The 16,261-nt window shown below is 57.3% G+C and carries 11 protein-coding genes; 6 read left to right on the top strand and 5 right to left on the bottom strand.

Annotation, left to right across the window (positions count from 1 at the left end):
• Positions 1-121: 121 nt before the first annotated feature.
• The 4 genes from metA (at position 122) to aceK (ending at position 6,157) form a co-directional block, all read left to right on the top strand.
• The gene (metA, locus tag AC236I_RS23760; RefSeq protein ID WP_004856375.1) at positions 122-1,051 is read left to right on the top strand and encodes a homoserine O-acetyltransferase MetA; all 930 of its coding nucleotides are present in this window, start codon (positions 122-124) and stop codon (positions 1,049-1,051) included.
• Positions 1,052-1,311: 260 nt separating this feature from the next.
• Complete coding sequence (gene aceB, locus AC236I_RS23755) at positions 1,312-2,913, top strand: malate synthase A (protein ID WP_487608656.1); 1,602 nt, start codon at positions 1,312-1,314, stop codon at positions 2,911-2,913.
• A 95-nt stretch (positions 2,914-3,008) separates the two neighbouring features.
• A complete protein-coding gene (gene aceA / locus AC236I_RS23750) occupies positions 3,009-4,313 on the top strand; it encodes an isocitrate lyase (RefSeq protein ID WP_032718554.1) in 1,305 nt (434 codons plus the stop codon).
• Between the two features lie 101 nt (positions 4,314-4,414).
• On the top strand, positions 4,415-6,157 hold the full coding sequence (gene aceK / locus AC236I_RS23745) for a bifunctional isocitrate dehydrogenase kinase/phosphatase (protein WP_004856382.1): 1,743 nt from the start codon (positions 4,415-4,417) through the stop codon (positions 6,155-6,157).
• Between the two features lie 9 nt (positions 6,158-6,166).
• Here the strand turns inward: aceK and AC236I_RS23740 are convergent, their stop codons facing one another.
• Both AC236I_RS23740 and iclR read right to left on the bottom strand, forming a co-directional pair.
• The gene (locus tag AC236I_RS23740) at positions 6,167-6,580 is read right to left on the bottom strand and encodes an ASCH domain-containing protein (protein WP_004856384.1); all 414 of its coding nucleotides are present in this window, start codon (positions 6,578-6,580) and stop codon (positions 6,167-6,169) included.
• Between the two features lie 33 nt (positions 6,581-6,613).
• Positions 6,614-7,441: a glyoxylate bypass operon transcriptional repressor IclR gene (gene iclR, locus AC236I_RS23735; protein WP_032689970.1), complete on the bottom strand. Its 828-nt coding sequence runs from the start codon at positions 7,439-7,441 to the stop codon at positions 6,614-6,616.
• Between the two features lie 196 nt (positions 7,442-7,637).
• Here iclR and metH point away from each other — a divergent pair, with 196 nt between their 5' ends.
• Positions 7,638-11,321, top strand: coding sequence for a methionine synthase (gene metH, locus AC236I_RS23730; protein ID WP_032718530.1), 3,684 nt, complete (start codon positions 7,638-7,640; stop codon positions 11,319-11,321).
• 245 nt (positions 11,322-11,566) lie between these two features.
• Positions 11,567-13,198 carry a Na/Pi cotransporter family protein gene (locus AC236I_RS23725; RefSeq protein ID WP_160873604.1) on the top strand — a complete coding sequence of 544 codons (1,632 nt, stop codon included), beginning with the start codon at positions 11,567-11,569 and terminating at the stop codon, positions 13,196-13,198.
• Between the two features lie 85 nt (positions 13,199-13,283).
• On the opposite strand, the gene pepE is transcribed toward AC236I_RS23725, so the two are convergent.
• The 3 genes from pepE to sorE form a co-directional block, all read right to left on the bottom strand.
• On the bottom strand, positions 13,284-13,973 hold the full coding sequence (pepE, locus tag AC236I_RS23720) for a dipeptidase PepE (RefSeq protein ID WP_004856395.1): 690 nt from the start codon (positions 13,971-13,973) through the stop codon (positions 13,284-13,286).
• A 217-nt stretch (positions 13,974-14,190) separates the two neighbouring features.
• The gene (locus AC236I_RS23715) at positions 14,191-15,003 is read right to left on the bottom strand and encodes a shikimate 5-dehydrogenase (RefSeq protein ID WP_004856397.1); all 813 of its coding nucleotides are present in this window, start codon (positions 15,001-15,003) and stop codon (positions 14,191-14,193) included.
• Positions 14,996-16,225 (bottom strand): L-sorbose 1-phosphate reductase, encoded by a 1,230-nt coding sequence (gene sorE, locus AC236I_RS23710; RefSeq protein WP_032718535.1) that lies wholly within the window; start codon positions 16,223-16,225, stop codon positions 14,996-14,998. The genes AC236I_RS23715 and sorE overlap by 8 nt, the downstream gene beginning before the upstream one ends.
• Positions 16,226-16,261: the final 36 nt, after the last annotated feature.

Raw genomic sequence — 16,261 nt, 5'->3', positions numbered from 1 at the left:
CTGGAGATGGTTGAAACTTTCTCACCTTCCGCTTGCAGACTCGACATTTTCATTATTCCTGGTTATTGTTAGCTGTCTGGATGTCTAAACGTTTATACGTATGCTATGAGGTAATCAAGTTATGCCGATTCGGGTGCAGGACGAGCTACCAGCCGTCAATTTCTTGCGTAGTGAGAACGTCTTTGTGATGACGACTACGCGTGCAACAACTCAGGAAATTCGTCCGCTGAAGGTACTTATCCTTAACCTGATGCCGAAAAAAATCGAGACGGAGAATCAGTTCCTGCGCCTGCTTTCGAACTCTCCGCTGCAGCTTGATATCCAGCTTCTGCGCATCGATGCGCGTGAATCCCGCAATACGCCAAGTGAACACCTGAATAACTTCTACTGTAACTTCGACGATATTTGCGACCAGAACTTTGACGGCCTGATCGTCACCGGCGCCCCGCTGGGGCTGGTTGAATTTAATGATGTTGCCTACTGGCCGCAGATCAAACAGGTGCTGGAGTGGGCGAAAGATCACGTCACTTCTACGCTTTTTGTCTGTTGGGCGGTACAGGCTGCACTCAATATTCTGTATGGCATTCCTAAGCAGACCCGCGCAGAAAAAATTTCCGGCGTTTATGAGCATCATATTCTGCATCCTCACGCGCTGCTGACCCGCGGTTTTGATGACTCTTTCCTCGCCCCACACTCTCGCTACGCGGATTTCCCGGCGGCGCTGATTCGCGACTACACCGATTTAGAGATCCTGGCAGAAACGGAAGAGGGTGATGCCTACCTGTTTGCCAGCAAAGATAAGCGAATTGCCTTTGTGACCGGCCACCCGGAATACGATGCCAACACTCTGGCCAGCGAATATTTCCGCGATGTGGAAGCCGGCCTGAGTCCGGACATCCCGTATAATTATTTCCCGCAAAACGATCCGCAAAACAAACCGCGAGCCACCTGGCGCAGCCATGGAAATCTGCTGTTTGCAAACTGGCTTAACTATTACGTCTACCAGATCACTCCATACGATCTGCGGAATATGAATCCGACTTTGGATTAATCCTCCAGATAACGCGATCCTAAAGCGTTTCAGCATTTTGCCTCTGGCACCTTCGGGTGCCTTTTTTGTTTCCGAAATTCAACTCACGATAAAGAATAACTTTAATTTTAATGTTATCAGTATGTTGTGTGTTAATTAAATTAAAAATGGAAATTGTTTTTGATTTTGTAATTTTATTGAGTAGTCTTAATTGTGTTGAGCGAAAACCAGACAACGATCGTTCACTCGCGCCAACTGGATCAACCAATAGGAGCTACAAAATGACGCAACAGGCGACAATAACTGACGAACTGGCCTTCGGCCGGCCATATGGCGAGCAGGAAAAGCAGATTTTAACGCCTGAGGCGGTGGAGTTTCTGACGGAACTGGTGAGCCGGTTTACGCCTGAGCGCAATAAACTACTGGCGGCGCGTATTCAGCAACAGCAGGCGATTGACGCAGGAAGACTGCCTGATTTTATTTCGGAAACAGCTTCCATTAGAAATGGTGACTGGACGATCCGCGGTATTCCCGCCGATTTACAGGATCGTCGGGTGGAAATCACCGGACCGGTAGAGCGCAAAATGGTGATTAACGCCCTCAATGCCAACGTGAAAGTCTTTATGGCAGATTTTGAGGACTCGCTGGCACCGGACTGGAACAAAGTCATTGATGGCCAGATTAACCTGCGCGATGCGGTAAATGGCACCATCAGCTACACCAATGAAGCCGGCAAGATTTACCAGCTGAATCCCGATCCGGCGGTACTGGTATGCCGCGTGCGCGGCCTGCATCTGCCGGAAAAGCATGTTACGTGGCGCGGTGAGTCGATTCCCGGCAGCCTGTTTGATTTCGCGCTCTATTTTTTCCACAACTACAAAAACCTGCTGGCAAAAGGCAGCGGTCCTTACTTCTATCTGCCGAAAACCCAGGCCTGGCAGGAAGCGGCATGGTGGAGCGATGTCTTCAGCTACACCGAAGATCGTTTTGCACTGCCGCGCGGCACGATCAAGGCCACGCTGTTAATTGAAACCCTGCCGGCGGTGTTCCAGATGGATGAAATTCTGCATGCGCTGCGGGACCATATCGTCGGTCTGAACTGCGGACGCTGGGATTACATTTTCAGCTATATCAAAACATTAAAAAACCATGGCGACCGCGTCTTACCCGACCGTCAGGTTGTCACGATGGATAAGCCGTTCCTCAGCGCCTATTCGCGTCTGTTGATTAAGACCTGCCATAAACGCGGCGCGTTCGCGATGGGGGGAATGGCGGCGTTTATCCCCAGCAAAGATGCTGACCGTAACCGCCAGGTCCTTGCCAAAGTTACCGCAGATAAAGAGCTGGAAGCGAAAAATGGCCACGACGGCACCTGGATCGCCCATCCGGGGCTGGCGGATACCGCCATGGCGGTCTTCAACCAGGTCTTGGGCGAACGTCCTAACCAGCTGTTCGTCAGCCGGGAAGAAGATGCGCCGATCGCCGCCGACCAGCTGCTGGCGCCCTGTGAGGGCGAACGTACGGAAGCGGGGATGCGCGCCAATATTCGCGTCGCGGTGCAGTATATCGAAGCCTGGATCTCCGGCAACGGCTGCGTCCCGATTTACGGTCTGATGGAAGATGCGGCGACCGCCGAAATTTCGCGGACCTCCATCTGGCAATGGATTCACCATCAGAAAACCCTCAGTGACGGTACGCCGGTTACCAAGACGCTGTTCCGTCAGTGGTTGGCGGAAGAGCTGATGGTTATTCAGGAGGAGCTCGGCGAACACCGCTACAGCAGCGGACGTTTTGACGATGCCGCTCGCCTGATGGAACAGATCACCACCTCAGAGGAGTTAATCGACTTCCTGACGCTGCCGGGCTACCGCCTGCTGGCGTAATCAGCGGGCAATTTTGTTTGTCTTTTTGGCCGCGGCCAAACTGCTTTCACCGATAACGCCTGGGAAGCCAGGAGAAAATAATGGAGCATCTGCACATGAAAACCCGTACCCAACAAATCGAAGAATTAAACAAAGAGTGGACACAACCGCGTTGGGAAGGCATTACCCGCCCCTATAGCGCTGAGGACGTGGTGAAATTGCGCGGCTCGGTCAATCCGGAATGCACGCTGGCGCAGCTGGGGGCGGCCAAAATGTGGCGACTGCTGCATGGCGAAGCGAAAAAAGGCTACATCAACAGCCTCGGCGCATTGACGGGCGGGCAGGCATTGCAGCAGGCGAAGGCCGGGATCGAGGCGATTTATCTCTCCGGCTGGCAGGTGGCGGCGGATGCCAACCTCGCCTCCAGCATGTACCCGGATCAATCGCTGTATCCGGCAAACTCGGTACCTGCGGTGGTCGATCGGATCAACAACACCTTCCGTCGCGCGGATCAGATCCAGTGGTCGGCGGGGGTTGAGCCGGGCGATCCGCGCTATACCGACTATTTCCTGCCGATCGTGGCGGATGCCGAAGCGGGTTTTGGCGGTGTGCTTAACGCGTTCGAGCTGATGAAATCGATGATTGAGGCCGGTGCAGCGGCCGTTCATTTTGAAGATCAGCTGGCATCGGTGAAGAAGTGCGGCCATATGGGCGGCAAAGTGCTGGTGCCGACGCAGGAAGCCATTCAGAAGCTGGTCGCGGCGCGTCTGGCCGCGGACGTGATGGGCGTACCGACGCTGGTGATTGCGCGAACGGATGCCGATGCAGCCGATCTGATTACGTCTGACTGCGATCCGTACGATCGCGAGTTTGTCACCGGCGAACGCACCAGCGAAGGATTTTTCCGTACCCATGCCGGTATCGAACAAGCGATCAGTCGCGGTCTGGCCTATGCGCCGTACGCGGACCTGGTGTGGTGTGAAACCTCGAAACCCGATCTGGAGCAGGCTCGCCGCTTTGCCGAGGCGATTCACGCGCGTTTCCCGGGCAAACTGCTGGCCTACAACTGTTCGCCGTCGTTCAACTGGAAGAAAAATCTTGATGACAATACCATCGCCCATTTCCAGCAGTCGCTGTCTGATATGGGTTACAAATACCAGTTCATCACGCTGGCGGGGATCCACAGCATGTGGTTCAACATGTTCGACCTGGCCCATGCCTACGCACAGGGTGAAGGCATGAAACACTATGTTGAGAAAGTGCAGCAGCCAGAGTTTGCCGCCGCGTCGCAAGGGTACACCTTCGTTTCTCACCAGCAGGAAGTGGGGACTGGCTACTTTGATAAAGTCACCACGATTATCCAGGGCGGGGCTTCCTCGGTCACGGCGTTGACCGGTTCGACGGAAGAAGAGCAGTTCTGATTGCTGCCCGGTGGCGCTGCGCTTACCGGGCCTACGAAAGCGGTAGGCCGGATAAGCGAACGCGCCATCCGGCATGAGCGGATGCCGGATGGGGAAAAGCGATGACGCGTGGCCTGGAATTATTGATTGCACAAACGATTTTACAGGGCTTCGATGCGCAGTACGGGCGTTTTCTGGAAGTCACTTCAGGCGCGCAGCAGCGTTTTGAACATGCCGACTGGCATGCGGTTCAGCAGGCCATGAAGCAGCGAATTCACCTTTATGATCATCACGTCGGGCTGGTGGTGGAACAGCTGCGCTGTATTACCGAAGGCAAAAGCACCGACGTGGATTTTTTACTGCGGGTGAAAGAGCAGTACACGCACCTGCTGCCGGATTACCCTCGCTTTGAGATTGCGGAGAGCTTTTTTAATTCTGTCTATTGCCGGTTGTTTGACCACCGCTCGCTGACACCCGAGCGGCTTTTTATTTTCACTTCTCAGCCGGAACGCAGCTTTCGTTCCCTGCCACGGCCACTGGCAAAAAACTTCTTTCCCGATCGCGGCTGGGAGGTGCTGTTAAGCAAAGTTCTCACCGACTTACCCCTGCGCCTGCCGTGGCAAAACAAGGCGCGCGACATCGGCTACATTAGCGCCAGCCTGCAGGAGGCGCTGGGAAGCGAGATGTTATCCCGCTCCCACCTGCAGATCGCGAACGAACTCTTTTACCGCAATAAAGCCGCCTGGCTGGTGGGTAAACTGGTTACGCCGGTGGCAACCCTGCCGTTTTTGCTGCCACTCCATCGCAGCGAGGAGGGCGAACTGTTTATTGATACCTGTCTGACGACTCATGCCGAAGCGAGCATCGTGTTTGGCTTCGCCCGCTCCTATTTTATGGTCTACGCGCCGCTGCCCGGTGCGCTGGTTGAATGGCTGCGCGATATTCTGCCGGGTAAAACCACCGCCGAACTGTATATGGCGATTGGCTGCCAGAAGCATGCGAAGACGGAAAGCTATCGCGAATACCTGCAGTATATTGCCCGCAGCGATGAGCAGTTTATTGAGGCGCCGGGCATCCGCGGCATGGTGATGCTGGTCTTTACTCTGCCGGGATTTGACCGGGTATTTAAGGTGATCAAAGACCGCTTTGCGCCGCAAAAGGAGATGACCGCTGCCCACGTTCGCGCCTGCTATCAGCTGGTAAAAGAACATGACCGCGTCGGTAGAATGGCCGATACCCAGGAGTTTGAAAACTTCGTGCTGGAAAAACGGCAGATTGCCCCGGCGCTGATGGCGTTACTGCAGACGGAAGCCGGCGCAAAAATCACCGATCTAGGCGATCGCATTGCCATCAGCCATCTCTATATCGAACGCCGGATGGTCCCGCTGAATATCTGGCTGGAGCAGGTGAATGGCCAGGCGCTGCGCGATGCGGTGGAGGAGTATGGCAACGCGATTCGCCAGCTTGCCGCCGCCAATATTTTCCCCGGCGATATGCTGTTTAAAAATTTCGGCGTGACCCGTCATGGCCGGGTGGTGTTCTATGATTACGATGAAATTTGCTACATGACCGAAGTGAATTTCCGCGATATTCCGCCGCCGCGCTACCCGGAAGATGAGCTGGCGAGCGAACCGTGGTACAGCGTGTCGCCGGGCGATGTTTTCCCGGAAGAGTTTCGACACTGGCTGTGCGCTGACCCGCGCATCGGGCCGCTGTTTGAAGAGATGCATGCCGATCTGCTGCGGGCGGACTACTGGCGAGCGCTGCAGACGCGCATTCGTCACGGCCATGTGGAGGATGTCTATGCCTACCGTCGCCGTCAGCGTTTTTGCGTTCGCTACGCCGCGTTGCAGCAGGCGGGGTAGGCGTGCTTCTCAGGCCACCTCGATCACGGCGAACTCTTCAAAGACCAGCTCCATATCGGGCGACCAGCTGCCTTCCCGGGCAAAAAATGCCTGATGAGCCTGCTGCCAGTACGCCAGACTGAGATCGCCTTCCCCTTCCAGCGCGGCCAGTTCCGCGCTCATTTCATTAAAGCGGATGAGGCGTAGCGACAGCGTGCGTATGACGCAGACTGCTTCGCCCGCGCCGTTAAGCACAATATGTACCGCACCAGGCGTCACCGGGCGCTCCTCAGCCTGATAGCTGGCGAAAGAGCCGCAGGTGGCACGTTTTTTCCCGGCAATGACCAGAGAGGCCAGTTCATCGGCCATTTCTGGTGAATCGCCAAAAGACCAGCAGAAGGCCTGCGGGTACTTTTCCTGCCAGAACGCGAGCGGCTTGCTCATCATAGGATCCTTTTATTGCTTTATTGCCGGAGGTTAGCGCATACCGCCGTAGGCCAGGGTTACCTCTTTCGCCGCTTTAATAACCAGCGCCCCCAGTTCGGTGACGCGATCGTCGGTCATCCGGGAAATCGGCCCGGAAATAGAGATTGCGGCAAACGGTTCGCGGTGTTCGTCATAAATACAGGAGGCGACGCAGCGTAAACCGAGGGCATGTTCTTCATCGTCAAATGAATAGCCGCGCTTGCGCGTCTGGGCTAAATCCTCTTTCAGATGGACCGGAGAGACCAGCGTGGCGTGAGTATAAGCATGCAGTCCTTTGCGATGCAGCAGACCGGTGACCTGCTCTTCGCTGAGCTGTGACAGGAACGCTTTACCCGCGCCGGAGGCGTGCATCGGGAGCTTACCGCCAATCGGCGCCGACATGCGCATCAGCTGCGTACACTGCACCTGATCAATAATAATTGCCTGGTGATCGCTTTGATCGAGCACCGCCAGATTGACGGTTTCACCGGAATCTTCCATCAGCTGGCGCAGGATCGGGTGGACGATCGCCAGCAGATTGCGGCTTTGCAGAAAGCTGCTGCCGACCACAAAGGCATGTGCGCCCACGGACCAGTGGCCCAGCTCACCAACCTGGCGGACAAAGCCCAGCTGCTGCATGGTCGTCAGCAGACGATGGGTGGTGGAGTTCGGCAGCCCGGCCTGCTGGGCCAGTTCGGTCAGTGCCACGCTGCTGTGAGACTCAGCAATCCATTCAAGCAATTTTAATCCACGGGTGAGCGACTGAACCTGGCCGCCAGCCTGAGGGGCGGCGGGCGTCGCGGGTTTTCTGCCGCGCTTAGCGGGAACGGGAGTAGCCATCGCAGATTCCTTTTTTCTGTATCGTGGAAATAGTTTTCATTTTATTTGCCGGATTTGCAATCACAACCGGACTGATCGGAGGAGTGAAGCTGAACATGTCTCATATTGCCCGTCGTTCTCTTTTCCGCTCTGGTGCTTTATGCCAGTATGGTCCGTTGAGTTTTTTCGGTCTGGTTGAGCGTTGTCGGGAGCGAGTGTGAGCAGCAAAGTTGAACAACTGCATCAGCAGTTAAAAAAACGTATTCTGGTTCTGGATGGGGGCATGGGCACCATGATCCAGGGCTATCGTCTGAGTGAAGAGGACTTCCGCGGCGAACGCTTTGCCGACTGGCCGTGCGATCTGAAAGGCAATAACGATCTGCTGGTGCTCAGTAAGCCGGAGGTGATAACCGCTATCCATGACGCCTACTTTGAGGCGGGGGCGGATATCATTGAAACCAACACCTTTAACTCGACGACTATCGCGATGGCGGATTACCAGATGGAATCCCTGTCGGCGGAAATCAACTTTGTCGCGGCAAAGCTGGCGCGCGCCTGCGCCGATGAGTGGACTTCCCGCACGCCGGAAAAACCGCGCTACGTCGCGGGCGTGCTCGGCCCGACCAACCGCACCGCTTCTATTTCCCCTGATGTTAACGACCCGGCCTACCGCAATATTACCTTTGATGGGCTGGTGGAGGCTTACCGCGAGTCCACCAAAGCGCTGGTGGAAGGGGGCGTTGACCTGATTCTGATCGAGACCGTGTTCGATACCCTGAACGCCAAAGCGGCAATCTTCGCCGTGAAAGAGGAGTTTGAGGCGCTGGGCGTTGAACTGCCGATCATGATCTCCGGTACCATCACCGACGCCTCCGGGCGTACGCTCTCCGGGCAAACGACCGAAGCCTTTTACAACTCGCTGCGCCACGCCGATGCGCTCACCTTCGGCCTGAACTGCGCGCTGGGGCCAGATGAGCTGCGCCAGTACGTGCAGGAGCTGTCGCGCATTGCCGAATGCTATGTCACTGCACACCCCAATGCCGGGCTGCCGAACGCCTTTGGGGAATACGATCTGGACGCTGACACCATGGCGGCGCAGATTCGCGAATGGGCGGAATCGGGCTTCCTGAACATCGTCGGCGGCTGCTGCGGCACCACGCCGGAACATATCGCCGCCATGACGCGCGCCGTTACGGGCCTCGCGCCGCGCGTGCTGCCGGAGATCCCGGTCGCCTGCCGTCTGGCCGGCCTGGAACCGCTGAATATCGGCGACGACAGCCTGTTTGTTAACGTCGGTGAGCGGACCAACGTGACCGGTTCAGCTAAATTCAAGCGCCTGATTAAAGAAGAAAAATATAACGAAGCGCTGGACGTTGCCCGTCAACAGGTGGAAAGCGGCGCGCAGATTATCGATATCAACATGGATGAGGGGATGCTCGACGCCGAAGCGGCGATGGTGCGTTTCCTTAATCTGATCGCCGGCGAGCCTGATATCGCCCGGGTACCGATTATGATCGACTCCTCGAAATGGGAGGTCATCGAAAAGGGTCTGAAATGTATTCAGGGCAAAGGTATCGTCAACTCCATCTCGATGAAAGAGGGCGTAGAGGCCTTCGTTGAGCATGCGAAGAAGGTGCGTCGCTACGGCGCTGCCGTGGTGGTGATGGCCTTTGATGAAATTGGCCAGGCCGATACCCGCGCGCGGAAAATCGAAATTTGCCGCCGGGCGTACAAGATTCTGACCGAAGAGGTGGGCTTCCCGCCGGAAGATATTATTTTTGACCCCAATATCTTCGCCGTCGCCACCGGCATTGAAGAGCACAACAACTATGCGCAGGACTTTATCGGCGCCTGTGAAGACATTAAACGCGAGCTGCCTCACGCGCTGATTTCCGGCGGCGTCTCGAACGTCTCCTTCTCATTCCGCGGCAACGATCCGGTTCGCGAAGCGATTCACGCCGTCTTCCTGTACTACGCCATCCGTAACGGCATGGATATGGGGATCGTTAACGCCGGCCAGCTGGCGATTTATGACGATCTGCCGGTGGAACTGCGCGATGCCGTTGAAGACGTGATCCTCAACCGTCATGCTGACGGCACCGAGCGTCTGCTGGAGCTGGCGGAAAAATACCGCGGTAGCAAAACGGACGACTCCGCCAACGCCCAGCAGGCGGAATGGCGTAGCTGGGACGTGAAAAAACGGCTTGAATACTCGCTGGTAAAAGGCATTACCGAGTTTATCGAGCTGGATACCGAAGAGGCGCGCCAGCAGGCCGCTCGTCCGATAGAAGTGATTGAAGGTCCGCTGATGGACGGCATGAACGTGGTCGGCGATCTGTTCGGCGAAGGCAAAATGTTCCTGCCGCAGGTGGTGAAGTCGGCCCGCGTGATGAAACAGGCGGTCGCCTATCTGGAACCGTATATTGAAGCCAGCAAGGAAAAGGGCTCCAGCAACGGCAAGATGGTCATTGCGACCGTGAAAGGCGACGTCCACGACATCGGTAAAAATATCGTTGGCGTGGTGCTGCAGTGCAATAACTACGAAATTATCGATCTTGGCGTGATGGTGCCGGCGGACAAAATCCTCAAAACCGCCCGCGAAGTGAATGCCGACCTGATTGGCCTCTCCGGGCTGATTACCCCGTCGCTGGACGAAATGGTCAATGTGGCGAAAGAGATGGAACGCCAGGGCTTTACGATTCCTCTGCTGATTGGCGGAGCCACGACGTCGAAGGCCCATACGGCGGTCAAAATCGAGCAGAACTACAGCGGCCCGACGGTCTACGTTCAGAATGCCTCGCGCACCGTGGGCGTGGTCTCGGCTCTGCTCTCCGACACGCAGCACGATGATTTTGTTGCGCGCACGCGTCGCGAGTACGAAACCGTACGTATCCAGCACGCTCGCAAGAAACCGCGCACGCCGCCGGTGACCCTGGCTGCCGCTCGTGATAACGATCTGGCCTTTGACTGGGCCAGCTACACGCCGCCGGTTGCCCATCGTCTGGGCGTGCAGAGCGTGGAAGCCAGCATCGAAACCCTGCGTAACTACATCGACTGGACGCCATTCTTTATGACCTGGTCGCTGGCCGGCAAATACCCGCGTATCCTCGAAGACGAGGTGGTGGGCGAAGAAGCGAAGCGGTTGTTCCACGATGCGAACGAGATGCTGGATAAACTGAGCGCAGAGAAGACGCTGAATCCGCGCGGCGTGGTGGGGTTATTCCCGGCCAACCGGGTGGGGGATGATATTGAAATCTACCGCGATGAAACCCGTACCCATGTGCTGACGGTCAGCCACCATCTGCGTCAGCAGACGGAAAAAGTCGGCTTTGCCAACTACTGCCTTGCCGATTTTGTGGCGCCGAAGCTCAGCGGCAAAGCTGACTACCTCGGCGCGTTTGCGGTGACCGGCGGGCTGGAAGAGGACGCGCTGGCGGAAGCGTTTGATGCGCAGCACGATGATTACAACAAGATCATGGTCAAAGCCATCGCCGACCGTCTGGCGGAAGCGTTTGCCGAATACCTGCATGAACGTGTGCGTAAGGTCTACTGGGGCTACGCGGCGAATGAGAACCTCAGTAACGAGGAGCTGATCCGCGAAAACTACCAGGGGATTCGCCCTGCGCCGGGCTACCCGGCCTGTCCGGAGCACACCGAAAAAGCGGTGATCTGGGAACTGCTGGATGTCGAGGCGCATACCGGCATGAAGCTGACCGAGTCGTTCGCCATGTGGCCGGGCGCATCGGTTTCCGGCTGGTACTTCAGCCATCCTGACAGTAAGTATTACGCGGTGGCGCAAATTCAGCGCGATCAGGTGGAAGATTATGCCCGGCGTAAAGGGATGACGCCTGCGGAAGTTGAACGCTGGCTGGCGCCAAACCTGGGATATGACGCGGACTAGAAGGCGAGCAGTCACCAATCCGTCATCTTAGCTGACAACTTAGCTGACAACTTAGCTTACAACTTACAGGGCGCCATTATGGCGCCCTGTCTCTTTATTGTGGTTAAACCCTTATACTGGTGTATTGATCCACAACGGCCGGCATCGACTGATATCGCCCCGGACGATATCTCCCGGATAAGCCCGGTGCGTTCAGGGCGGGTTATCGGTATCTGTCCGTCGGGTAATAAGGAGAATAAGAATCCGTGTTAACTCTGCTGCATCTGCTGTCTGCTGTTGCCCTGCTGGTCTGGGGCACCCACATTGTTCGTACCGGCGTGATGCGCGTATTTGGCGCGCGCCTGCGTTCCGTCCTCAGTAGTAGCGTTGAGAAAAAACCGCTCGCCTTCTGCGCGGGGATTGGCGTCACGGCTCTGGTCCAGAGCAGCAATGCCACCACCATGTTGGTGACCTCATTCGTCGCTCAGGATCTGGTCGCGCTGACGCCTGCGCTGGTGATTGTGCTGGGGGCCGATGTGGGGACCGCATTGATGGCGAGGGTGCTGACCTTCGATCTGTCGTGGCTGTCGCCGCTGCTGATTTTTATCGGCGTGATTTTTTTCCTCGGGCGCAAACAAACGCGTGCCGGCCAGCTCGGACGGGTGGGGATCGGCCTGGGGCTGATTCTGTTAGCGCTGGAACTGATTGTGCAGGCGGTTCATCCCATCACCCAGGCAAATGGCGTGCAGGTGATTTTCGCCTCGCTGACCGGCGACATTATGCTCGACGCGCTGATTGGTGCCATGTTTGCCATTATCAGCTACTCCAGCCTGGCGGCCGTGCTGCTAACGGCAACGCTGACTTCAACCGGGGTGATTTCATTTCCGGTTGCGCTGTGCCTGGTGATTGGCGCCAACCTCGGCTCGGGGATTCTGGCGATGATCAACAACAGCGCCGCCAACGCTTCTGCGCGCCGCGTGGCGCTCGGCAGTCTGTTGTTCAAGCTGGTGGGCAGCCTGATTATTCTGCCGTTTGTGCATGTGCTGGCCGATGCGATGCATCGTATGCCGCTGCCGGAATCGGAACTGGTTATCTACTTCCACGTCTTCTACAACCTGATTCGCTGCGTGGCGATGGTGCCCTTTGCCGAGCCCATGGCCAGACTCTGCAAACGGATGATTCATGAAGATCCCGAGCAGGACCTCCATCTCAAACCAAAACATCTGGATACTACGGCGCTGGATACGCCGGCGCTGGCGTTGGCCAATGCCGCGCGCGAAACGTTGCGCATTGGCGACGCGATGGAGCAGATGCTCGAGGGGCTGCACAAGGTGATGCACGGCGAGCCGCGGGAGGAGAAAGAGCTGCGCAGGCTGGCGGACGATATCAACGTGCTCTACACCGCGATCAAGCTCTATCTGGCCCGCATGCCGAAAGACGAGCTGGCCGAAGAAGAGTCCCGCCGCTGGGCGGAGATCATCGAAATGGCGCTCAATCTGGAGCAGGCTTCCGATATCGTTGAGAGAATGGGCAGCGAAATCGCCGATAAATCGCTGGCGGCGCGCCGCGCCTTTTCAGTGGAAGGGCTGAAGGAGCTGGACGGGCTGTACGAGCAGCTGCTCAGCAACCTGCAGCTGGCGATGTCGGTCTTTTTCTCCAGCGATGTCCAGAGCGCCCGACGCCTGCGCCGCAACAAGCATCGTTTCCGCATCCTGAACCGCCGCTACTCGCACGCGCACGTCGACCGTCTGCACCAGCAGAACGTGCAGAGTATCGAGACCAGCTCGCTGCATCTGGGGTTACTGGGGGATATGAAACGCCTGAACTCGTTGTTCTGCTCGGTGGCTTATAGCGTGATGGAGCAGCCGGATGAAGATGACGATCGGGATGAATACTAAGTCGTTTCCCCCGTCGGCGGATTAACCGGTCACGGGGGCGATATCCCGGCGGCGACGCTGACGCCGCAAGCCGGGAACCGTCATTTTAAAAGCGGTGACCAGCCTGCAGAGGCAGCGCTTCCTCACCGGCTTTAAACAGCAGCGTCGGATTCGGGCCGCCGAGGGTGGCCTGCCCCTGTGTCACCTGAATCCAGTTGCCCTCCGGCAGGCCGATGATCGTCAGCTCCGGGGCCACGACCAGCAGTTCGCGAATACGTTGCTCACGGGTTTCGCCCTGATGTCCTGCCGGCAGCGCGTTGGTAAAGTGCGGGTTAATCTGCAGCGGGAACAGCCCCAGCGCGTCAAACCCCTGCGGATCGACAATCGGCATATCGTTGGTGGTGCGGATGGTCGGGCAGGCGAGGTTTGCGCCCGCGCTCCAGCCAATGTACAACGCGCCACGCTGCACAACGTCCACAATGGGCGCCAGAAGCCCGCGTCCGCGGCACTCTTTCAGCAGTTGAAAAGTATTGCCGCCGCCGACAATCACCACTTCAGCGGCTGCAATCGCCGCCACGGGGTCGGCGACGCTGTGAATACCGGTGACGGAAACGCCGAGCGGGGCGAGCACCGCGGCGGCTTTGGCCGTGTAGTCATCCCAGGTTTGCGTCACTCCGGCAAAGGGGATAAACACCGCGGAACGGCGTCCGTTTAGCTGTCCGGCAATTAGCGGCAGCGCATGTTCCAGCCATGCTTTGCCAGGCAGCGACGAGTTACTCAATAACAGCAGTTCCATCTTTTCTCCATTTAGCCAGGTTACAGAGTCGCAGAGGATCCTACCACCGCTTGCCCGCAGGCTCACTGATATGGCTCACGATGTTGCAAGGTGGCGGCGCGTCATCGGGCCTCTTGCTGCGGTGACGCGTGAGAAGAGGGGGACGGTTAACGGAAGGCAAAGCGTATGGAACCGGAGTAGGACACCGGAGAAAGAGCGCCCTCCCTGGCGCTCAGGCTTACCCCGCCCGCGCAAATGCCGCCGCCTCGTTGACGAGAGCGGCATCCGGACGGACGCCGGTATAAAGCACGAATTGTTCCACCGCCTGCAGCGCAATCACCTCTGCGCCGCTGATAATCTGCTTATCCAGCTTCTGCGCCAGACGAATCAGCGGTGTTTCCGACGGCAGCGCCACCACGTCGAACACCACCTGAGCCTGCCCAACCATCGACTGGCTGAACGCCAGAGTGTCGCTATGCGTACCGCCGGCCATGCCGAGCGGCGTGACGTTGACCAGAATATCGACCCTGATCCCTTCAGGCTGCGGCTGCCACTGAAAACCGTACTGTTTCGCCAGCGCCAGGCCGCTATCGCGATTGCGGGCGGCGATAACCACATCGCGGAAGCCGGCGTCGCGAAAGGCGGCGATAACCGCTTTCCCCATGCCGCCGCTGCCCTGAATCATCACGCTGGCACGGGTATCCAGCTGGTGGCTGTCGATCAGGCTCTTCACCGCGATATAGTCGGTGTTGAGCCCGGTCAATCTGCCGTTGTCGTTCACGATGGTATTGACGGAATCAATCACCCTGGCCGAAGGGTCGATGGCGTCAAGGAAAGGCATACAGCTCTCTTTAAACGGCATCGAGACCGCGCAACCGCGAATCCCCAGCGCCCGTACCCCTCCCACCGCGGCGGCGATATCCTGCGTGGTAAAGGCTTTATAGATAAAATTTAGCCCCAGCTTCTCATACAGATAGTTATGAAAGCGGGTGCCGAAGTTGCCTGGCCGGCCGGCCAGCGACATGCAGAGCTGTGTTTCGCGATTAATCATGAGCAATGTCCGGTGCGTGGGCCAGCAGGTACCGTTCCGCTTCGGCGGACCAGATCCCGTGATTACGCGCCATAATGGCCGCCAGCTCAGGGTCAGCAATAGCGCCAAGAGGGGTCAGGGGAAGCGATTTTTCGGTATACACCAGCTTTTTACCACCGCCGACGGCCGGCAAATCGAGGGTTGTTTCACCCGCCGCATTCAGTCCGAGAATATGGGTCACCACTTTCGCCGCCTGGACTTTTTTCGCCTGCATCAGCGCCACGGCGGCCCGCATATCGTCAGTATTGCCGCCGGAAGTCCCGACGTAATGCGTAAAGGCATAATGCACGTCGTAAAAGTTTATCGGGGCGCTGAACTGCTTATCCTGCGGACCGGCAAAGAAGTTCAGGCAGCCGTCCGGGGCCAGCAGCGAAGACGCCATGGTAATCAGCTGCTCATTCGGCACGAACACAAAAATATCATCGAAGCCGTGGCCGCCGGTCAGCGCCATCAGCGTTTCGCGTCCGGCATCGTGGCCGTCGAGGTAATGGATCAACGTTTGCGGCTCTGACGGATAATGCTGGCGGGCGTAGCTCAGCTTCGGCTTATTGGTGTCGGTCACGACCAGCAGGGCAGGGTTAACCGGTCCATGCAGCGCATAGTCGATCGCCAGCAGCCCCATTGGGCCGGTACCGCCGAGGATCAGCGTGCGGCCCTGAGGCCGGATGCCCATCACATGGTTATAGCTCCCTTCCTGCAGATGATAGTTGGCGTTGAATGCACCGATCACGCAGGAGAGCGGTTCGACCAGCGAGCCTTCAAACCAGGTATCGCCTTCCCAGGTGAGCAGACAATCTTGCGTCATGACCTCATCCGGGATCACCACGTGAGTCGCTTCGCCACCGATCCACGGGAAGGAGTAGCCGGGGCAATCGGGGCGATCCGGCAGCTGCAGGTTGGCCTGAATCACATAGCGCTGGCCGGCCTGGAATTTATGCTGCCACTTTTTCCCGACCGCGAGGATTTCGCCACAGAATTCATGGCCGATGATAATCGGATTCACCGCCACGTCGTCCGGCACCTTTTTATGGTTTTCCCCCTGGTTGGCCTCCTTCCAGGAAGAGAGGCACAGGCTGTCGGTGACCACGCGGGCGAGGATCTCGTCATCCTGCATTTCCGGGAGTGCAAAGGTTTCCAGACGCAGGTCGCGTTTACCGTAAAGGCGTAGAGCTGTCGTTTTCATGTTTACCACCTCATCCCCTTTTACTGCGGGGTTAGC

It is taken from the genome of Klebsiella sp. Sb-30 (genome assembly GCF_057652795.1).
The sequence above is the reverse complement of the archived record's forward strand: the minus strand, read 5'-3'. Positions and strand labels throughout refer to the sequence as shown.